We start from the raw sequence: 7,761 nt of genomic DNA, 5'->3' as shown, positions 1-7,761 counted from the left end.
GGCTTAGTTCCACTAAGCGAATTGGTAGAGTCTGCTTACGCAAGGTATTGAACCGCCGTGTACGGAACCGTACGCACGGTGGTGTGAGAGGTCGACTAGTCAAATAATGGCTAGTCTCCTACTCGATTCAATATGATGCTCATCGATTGATCAACAGATGATTCATAGGTTGCACCAAATTTGTGTAGATGAACCATTAATAAGTAAAGGCGGTAGAACTCGATGCGTAATTCTGAACCTTCAGAAAGTGGGTAAGCTTCATCATAAGCAGCGTAGAAGTCAGAATTAAAGCCACCAAATACTTTAGTCGCACCCAAATCAAATTCGCGGTCACCGTACATAGAAGCGGGGTCAAATAAAGCAGGACTACCGTCAGACAAGAACATATAGTTACCTGCCCATAAGTCACCATGCAATAATGACGGGTCACTTTTGTGTCGAGTTAACTCATCCACCATAATTTGTCTTACTTGTTGATAAGTATCGCTTTGACGTTGATTCCATTTATTGTTATCCACAAGCAGCCTGTGGAGTTTGTCCATCCGTCTTTCGACGAAAAGCTCAAGCCAAGAATCAGTCCATGAATTATCGAACTGAATGTCAGCTCCTTCATAAGGAGCGTCAAAGCCGTATAAGCCGTCATCAGAGTGATACTGATGCAATTGGGCAACCATTCTTCCTAATTCACGTTGATTCCCATTTTGACCTTCCTCGAGGTAGCTAAGCAATAAATAAGCATCACCTTGATTTTCACCTGAATCAATCACTTGCGGTACAGTGATTCCAGCTTTAGCCATTTCTTCTAAGCCTGTAATCTCACCTGTATAAAAGTCTGCACTGCGCCCCGCTTGGACGAGTAAGAAGTAAGGTTTAGAATTTGTTTCCACTCGAAAGGCTTGGTTTACATCGCCTCCTGATACAGGGTTGATTTCTTGAATTGAATCGATAGGTAATACATCTTTCCAGTTATGACTCATTGAATAAGCGCCTCCTTCTTGATTATTCAATATATTCATTTTTAGTGATAACCTCATCTGGCGTTTCAAAGCCTTCTTTTTGGTCTTGTTCAAAGTTTTCTTCAATGATTTGTGGTGGGCTAATATGTTTCGTCCAGAAGCCTCCGTGAATGTATTTTGCATCATATGAGATGAAAAATGCGTTCGGGTTTAGTTCATTAATTGTGTTACGCAAAGCTTTCTCAGTAGAACGTGGCGTGAGAATCGTTAAGACTAACCGGTTTCCATTCCGTCCGTAACCAGGTTGAATTGTCACCCCATAGCCACGTTCCCTTAAAGAATCTGCCAGCACATGGTTGTCGTCTTCTGTGAATACTTGCATCACTGAATAACCTAAAGCAATCCGGTTCTCCACTAACATACCTAAGTAAATCCCAACGCCAAAACCTAAAGCGTAAAAGATGAGGTACATGATGTTTTCTTCAATGTATGACATCACCATTGACAAGCCGAGTGTGTAAATCGTTATTTCGATAATAGCTAAGATCGGAGCAAGGTTCCGGTAACCTCGCATCGTCAGTAATGTTCGAATCGTGTTTAGCATAATATATACTAAGTTGATGGCAAAAATTTGTCCTAATACAAGCCAGTTCATAAATCAAAGGCCTCCTTTTAATAATCTCTAAAGTAAATGTTACAGTAAATTAAATTTTATGTAAATTAACTCGCTGTTTGTAGCTATATTTATAGGTTATGATAAAATAAGTTATCATTTGAAAAGAGGTAAAACTATGAAGAAAAGGTTAAAGCAATTAGCAGTCCTGATTGTATTGTTTTGGTCTTGGCATGCTGTATGGCTCTACTTCAATTTAGATGTTGGAGAGACTCCCGTACTCAGCGATGTTATCATCGTACCTGAAGGTGGAGATGGGCGTGAGGATCAAGCTGGCCGACTATTACACGATGGTTATTCACTATCCGACCGAATTATTGTCTCACCTCTTTATGGAGAGAACTTAAATCTTTTACCTCACTATCAAAATGCAGGTGTGAGAGAAGATCAGATTATCGCTGAAAATGAAGCAACAAGTACTTACACAAATGCAGTAAATACATTAAATTTAATGGAAGAAAATGGTTGGAGCTCTGCTTTGGTCGTCACATCTGATTACCATACGAGACGGACACGCATGATTTATGAGCGAGTAAACCGTCATTATGACTTTGATCTAACTTATATTTCAGCTTACGTCTATACGAACGAGGGTGAAGTCATTTCTTATCTTGATACACCTGGTCTACGCAGTGCAGGGCGTCGTGAAATTTACAAATATTATGGTTACCTATTTGGCTTATATCACTTTTTGGATTTAGATTAATAGTCATTTCTTTAGACTTTGGAATCTAGAAGCGGTATTATGTATTTTCTAAAAAATTGAATAGGGGGATTACATGTCAAAAAATTACAATATCGAAAAGGTGAAGTTTGTTGCTGCTATTGGAGTAGTACTCATTCATGTATTTGCATTTATCGATTCGGCATATAACGAACCTTTGATTGAACTACAATGGCCTCGTGCTATATTTAACTACGCTGTTCCTTTGTTCTTCGCAATTACAGGTTATATATTGTCAAGCCGAACAAATGCATACATGTTAAAGTACGCAGGCAGTGTTTTACGTTTATTTATTTCTATATCATTATTTTATTACGTGGTGTCTTTACTCATGGCAGGCCTCGAAGCTTGGCTATATGAAGAACCTGTCATAGACGCTGTGATGATCATCTTCCGTTCTAAAACGTGGCGACAATTTGCGCAAGGAACGATTGGATCTTACCATCTATGGTACTTATGGGCGAGCTTTCTAGGTATCTCGTGCCTGTATGGCTTAAATAAGATAATCAACTCACCAAAAACCTTAATCGTCAGTGTATTTGCCTTATATCTTGTATCGCTTTACTGTCTGGAAAATGGGCTGTTAACTGATATATTACGCTACGGAGGCTTTCCAAAAGCCTTGATGTATACAAGTATCGGCTATTATGTAGGGGTTCAAGGGGATTATTGGAAGTATAACTGGCGTGTCTTAATTGGTTGGATGTTTGTCTATGTTGTTACTTTTGGCTTTTTCTACCAAGGACAATATATTGAATTTTTATTTATTCCAGTGATTTACTTAGTGATTACTTTCTTTAACCGATACAAAGGTGAAGAAACAGTGATTGCGAAATTAGGGGATTACTCGGACCAAATTTATCTTTTACATGCTTTGGGTATTAATGTATACGGCCTATCGCTGTTCGTCTTTCCCAAGCTTCAGATTCACTCACTTCCGATTCGCGTTGTGTTGATTACATTGTTCGCTACTTTATTTTCGCTTCTGGTATATATACCACTCAACCGATTTTATTTGGAACCGATGCAACATTGGTTAAAGAAACTGCGCTTCAAATTTAATGATAATAGCAAACCAAACAATAAAATAGATTTAACTCAGAGCACATCGAATTCATAAATCCGATGTGTTTTTGGGTTATCTGATGATTTTTTCTGTTAATTCCATATTTTAGATTGAATTCGCTAAAAGTATGTAAAAATCATCTGACCTCTCCGTAATCATATTTTATTTACAAAAAAGGTAGCATTTTCAATGAAATATCATTACATTAACAGTTGTACATAATATTAAAAATGGTATAATTGGTACGGTTTTATCTATATTTTTATATATTTTGAAAGGGGAATCGTTTTTTATGAACGGAAAATTCTTTAACCTAATGCAAACATTAGGTAGATCTTTCATGTTACCGATCGCTTTATTACCGGTAGCTGGTCTGTTTCTTGGTATTGGTGCAACCATTACTGGGGACGCATTTATTGCACAGTGGGGCTTAGAAAATATTCTAGGCGAAGGTACAATTCTTAACGGGATCCTAAGTATCTTGACTGATGTTGGAGACATTATTTTCGGAAATCTGGCATTGTTATTCGCAATTGCGGTGTCGAGTAGTTTAGCTACTGCCCGTAAAGAGGTTGCGGCACTTTCAGCCGTTATTGGTTACTTAGTCATGTATCAATCAATTACTAGTACGTTGGCAAACTTTGGTGACATTGAGTCATTAAAAGAGATCAACGGTTTAGTTGGTTCAGTCTTAGGTTTTGAAGAAACATTGAATACAGGAGTATTCGGTGGGATTATTATCGGTTTAGTTGTTGCTTACTTACACAACAAATTCTACCGTGTTAAATTCCCAGATGCGTTATCATTCTTCGCGGGAACTCACTTTGTTCCAATTATTTCAACCGTTGCTGCTTTAATCGTTGGTGCAATCTTAGCCTTCGTTTGGCCATTCATCGGTGGGGGAATCGCTTGGTTAGGTGAGACAATCGCAGGATCAGGTCCAATTGGTGGGTTCTTCTACGGTTACGTATACCGTGCACTAATTCCATTCGGTTTACATCACGTGTTCTACTTACCATTCTGGCAAACGGCTATGGGTGGATCTATGGAGGTTGCTGGTGAAGTAGTTAACGGAGCGCAAAACATTGTCTTCGCTCAATTACAAAATGGTGACGTTATTAGTCCAGAAGCGGCTAAATACTTCTCATTCGCATTCCCAATGATGTTAGTTGGTTTCCCAGCTGCAGCATTAGCAATGTATCATACAGCAAAACCTGAACGTAAATCTGACGTTAAAGGACTTTTAGTATCAAGTTCATTAACATCATTTGTTACAGGTATTACTGAGCCAATTGAATTCTCAATTTTATTCGCTTCACCAGTACTTTACTTTGGTGTTAACGCGGTATTAGCTGGTTTATCAGTAGTAGTGGTTGAATTATTAAGTATCGGGGTTGGGTTTACATTCTCAGCTGGTTTCTTAGACTTCTTCCTATATGGTATGTTACCGGGTAATGAACGAACAAACTGGATTATCTTAGGTATCTATTCACTTATTTGGGGATTAGTATACTACGGACTATTCCGTTGGGCGATTACGAAATTCGACTTAAAAACACCAGGTCGTGAAGATGATGAAGAAGAAACACGTTTACGTGGTAAAGATGAGTACCGTGAAGAGCATGGTATTGGTCAAGCTGCTAAAACAACAACAACTTCATCAACAGGTGAATTAACTGAAGAGGAGTTACGCTCACAACAAATTTTAGAAGGTCTTGGTGGACAAGACAACTTAGCAAGCTTTACTAACTGTGCAACACGTCTACGTGTAACAGTTGAAGATGGCGAGCAAGTGAATCAAGCACAATTACGTCGTACAGGAGCTGCTGGAGTTACTGTAAGTGGTAAATCTGTACAAGTTATCTATGGTACTCAAGTTGGTGGAATTGCGACTGACTTAGAAGAATATATCGAACGTGTTAATAAAGGCGAAATTACAGTAACTGAAGCTCCTGTAGCTGAAGAAGTTGTAGCCGAAGAACCAAAAGCAACACCTGCTAAAGAAGAAACTAAACAAACTGCTGAAGGAATCGCAAGTCCATTAACAGGACGTGTTGTTGCTTTAACAGATGTTCCAGATGCAGCTTTCGCGAGTGAAGCATTAGGTAAAGGGGTAGCAATTGAGCCAACTATTGGTGAAGTTGTTTCACCAGTTAATGGTACTGTTGTTACAGTATTCCCTACAGGACACGCTGTTGGTTTACAAACAGAAGGTGGAGCTGAAATTCTAATTCATATCGGTCTTGATACTGTTAAATTAGATGGTAAAGGCTTCAACGCATTAGTAAAAGCAGACGATCAAGTTACAGTTGGACAAAAACTGGTTGAATTTGATATGGATGTTATTAAAGAAGCTGGTTATTCAACAATTACACCTGTTGTTGTAACAAACACAGCAAACTATAACAATGTCTCTGCTTCTGAGTTAGAAACAGTTAACGCAGGTGACGAGCTTATTCAGATTGATTAATGATTGGAATTAATAACTAATGTTTACAAAGAAACCGCTAGTATCGGAAAAGGTACTAGCGGTTTCTTTGCCTTCTTAAAGATGATAGCGTTTAACTGGAGGAATTTAAATGAATTGTTTCAGCTGCGGTGATTAACTGGAGGAATTTAAATGAATTGTTTCAGCTGCGGTGATTAACTGGAGGAATCTAAATGAATTGTTCCAGCTGCGGTGATTAACTGGAGGAATCTAAATGAATTGTTCCAGCTAAGCCAATTAACAGGAACAACTCAATCATATTCTTCCGCTTCTACTGAAGAAAGCACACCAATCAAGGGTTATAGCTTCCCCTTCCGCTTCATAAAGGAAAATGTTTAACCATGAAAACATTTACATTGTGCTTCGAGAGAAATAGAATAGATTTATAAGTTATAGCTGACATATTTCCAGTATTTAAATTACTTAAGGAAGAAAGCATAAGGTCGTTATAAATTTCAAGGAGGCAGATATAGATGTATAAATTTCCAGATGGATTCTTGTGGGGGACATCTACATCAGGTCCACAAAGTGAAGGTGTGGAATCTGGAGACGGTAAAGGAATGAGTAATTGGGACTATTGGTTCCAAGTGGCACCAGAGAAATTCCATAATGGGGTAGGACCGGGTCGCACATCAACATTTTATAAGAACTATAAAGAGGATATTGATTTTCTTGAACAAACGGGACATACAACCTTTAGAACATCAATCCAATGGTCACGATTAATTCCTGAAGGTGTTGGGGAAGTGAACCAACAAGCAGTTGAGTTTTACCGTGATGTATTCGAACGCATTAATGCTAAGGGCATCAAGTTGATGATGAATTTATACCACTTTGATTTACCTTATGCCTTACAAGAAAAAGGTGGCTGGGAAAATAAAGAAACCGTCTACGCATTCCGTGATTTTGCAGCGACATGTTTTGAACTGTTTGGCGATTTGGTGGACACTTGGTTTACATTCAATGAGCCCATCGTACCAGTTGAAGCAGGTTACTTAGGTGACTTTCATTATCCAGCCAAACATGACTTTAAAGCAGCGATTCAAGTCGGGTACAATACACAACTTGCGAGTTCAATGGCAGTTGAAGCGTGTCACCGATTGAATCCAGATCACCGAATCAGTGTCATCCTGAATTTAACGCCAGCGTATCCGAAAAGTGATAGCCGTGAAGATAAGAAAGCAGCGCGCATTGCGGAATTATTCCAAGCGAAAAGCTTCTTAGATCCATCAGTGAAAGGTGAGTATCCAGAGGAATTAGTACAAATTGTTAAAGACGCAAATGCTTTACCAGAGTATACCGACGAAGAATTAGACATTATCAAAAACAACACGGTCGATTTCTTAGGTGTAAATTACTATCAACCATTACGTGTACAAGCACCGTCACATACAGGTGACATTGATGTCGCATTAGGTTTAGAGAATTACTTCGACAACTACATTATGCCAGGTAGAAAAATTAATCCACACCGCGGTTGGGAGATTTACGAACAAGGTATTTATGATATCGCGATGGATATTAAAGAAAATTACGATAACATCGAATGGATCTTGACTGAGAATGGTATGGGGGTTGAAGGCGAAGAGAAATTTAAAGTAGACGGTATGATTCAAGATGACTACCGCATTGAATTTATCCAAGATCATTTAAAAGAATTACACCGAGCCATTCAAGACGGCGCAAACTGCCATGGTTATATGTTATGGACATTTATTGACTGCTGGTCATGGTTAAATGCTTACAAAAACCGTTATGGTTTAGTCGAATTAGATTTAGAAACACAAGAGAAAACAATGAAAAAGTCAGGTTACTGGTTTAAAGAATTGAGCGAGAATAACGGCTTTTAAGCCA

At 38.6% G+C, this 7,761-nt stretch carries 6 protein-coding genes; 4 read left to right on the top strand and 2 right to left on the bottom strand.

Annotated features, from left to right (window positions below; translation table 11 throughout):
- Window positions 1-110 precede the first annotated feature (110 nt).
- Window positions 111-1,016, bottom strand: coding sequence for a fructosamine kinase family protein (locus FEZ33_RS07990; RefSeq protein ID WP_438943012.1), 906 nt, complete (start codon window positions 1,014-1,016; stop codon window positions 111-113).
- On the bottom strand, window positions 1,000-1,611 hold the full coding sequence (locus FEZ33_RS07985) for a DUF2179 domain-containing protein (protein ID WP_138404881.1): 612 nt from the start codon (window positions 1,609-1,611) through the stop codon (window positions 1,000-1,002). Before FEZ33_RS07985 ends, FEZ33_RS07990 begins: the two co-directional genes overlap by 17 nt.
- Window positions 1,612-1,747: 136 nt before the next feature.
- Here FEZ33_RS07985 and FEZ33_RS07980 point away from each other — a divergent pair, with 136 nt between their 5' ends.
- The 4 genes from FEZ33_RS07980 to FEZ33_RS07965 all read left to right on the top strand — a co-directional run bounded on the left by FEZ33_RS07980 (window position 1,748) and on the right by FEZ33_RS07965 (window position 7,757).
- The gene (locus FEZ33_RS07980; RefSeq protein ID WP_138404880.1) at window positions 1,748-2,335 is read left to right on the top strand and encodes a YdcF family protein; all 588 of its coding nucleotides are present in this window, start codon (window positions 1,748-1,750) and stop codon (window positions 2,333-2,335) included.
- Between the two features lie 73 nt (window positions 2,336-2,408).
- The gene (locus tag FEZ33_RS07975) at window positions 2,409-3,473 is read left to right on the top strand and encodes an acyltransferase family protein (protein ID WP_138404879.1); all 1,065 of its coding nucleotides are present in this window, start codon (window positions 2,409-2,411) and stop codon (window positions 3,471-3,473) included.
- Window positions 3,474-3,711: 238 nt separating this feature from the next.
- The gene (locus FEZ33_RS07970; RefSeq protein ID WP_138404878.1) at window positions 3,712-5,889 is read left to right on the top strand and encodes a PTS sugar transporter subunit IIABC; all 2,178 of its coding nucleotides are present in this window, start codon (window positions 3,712-3,714) and stop codon (window positions 5,887-5,889) included.
- 491 nt (window positions 5,890-6,380) lie between these two features.
- Window positions 6,381-7,757: a glycoside hydrolase family 1 protein gene (locus FEZ33_RS07965; RefSeq protein WP_138404877.1), complete on the top strand. Its 1,377-nt coding sequence runs from the start codon at window positions 6,381-6,383 to the stop codon at window positions 7,755-7,757.
- Window positions 7,758-7,761 lie beyond the last annotated feature (4 nt).

Origin of the sequence: Ruoffia tabacinasalis (assembly GCF_005864045.1) — a bacterium.
GTDB lineage: Bacteria > Bacillota > Bacilli > Lactobacillales > Aerococcaceae > Ruoffia > Ruoffia tabacinasalis.
Note: the sequence above shows the minus strand (reverse complement) of the source record. Positions and strands in the feature narration are given on the sequence as shown.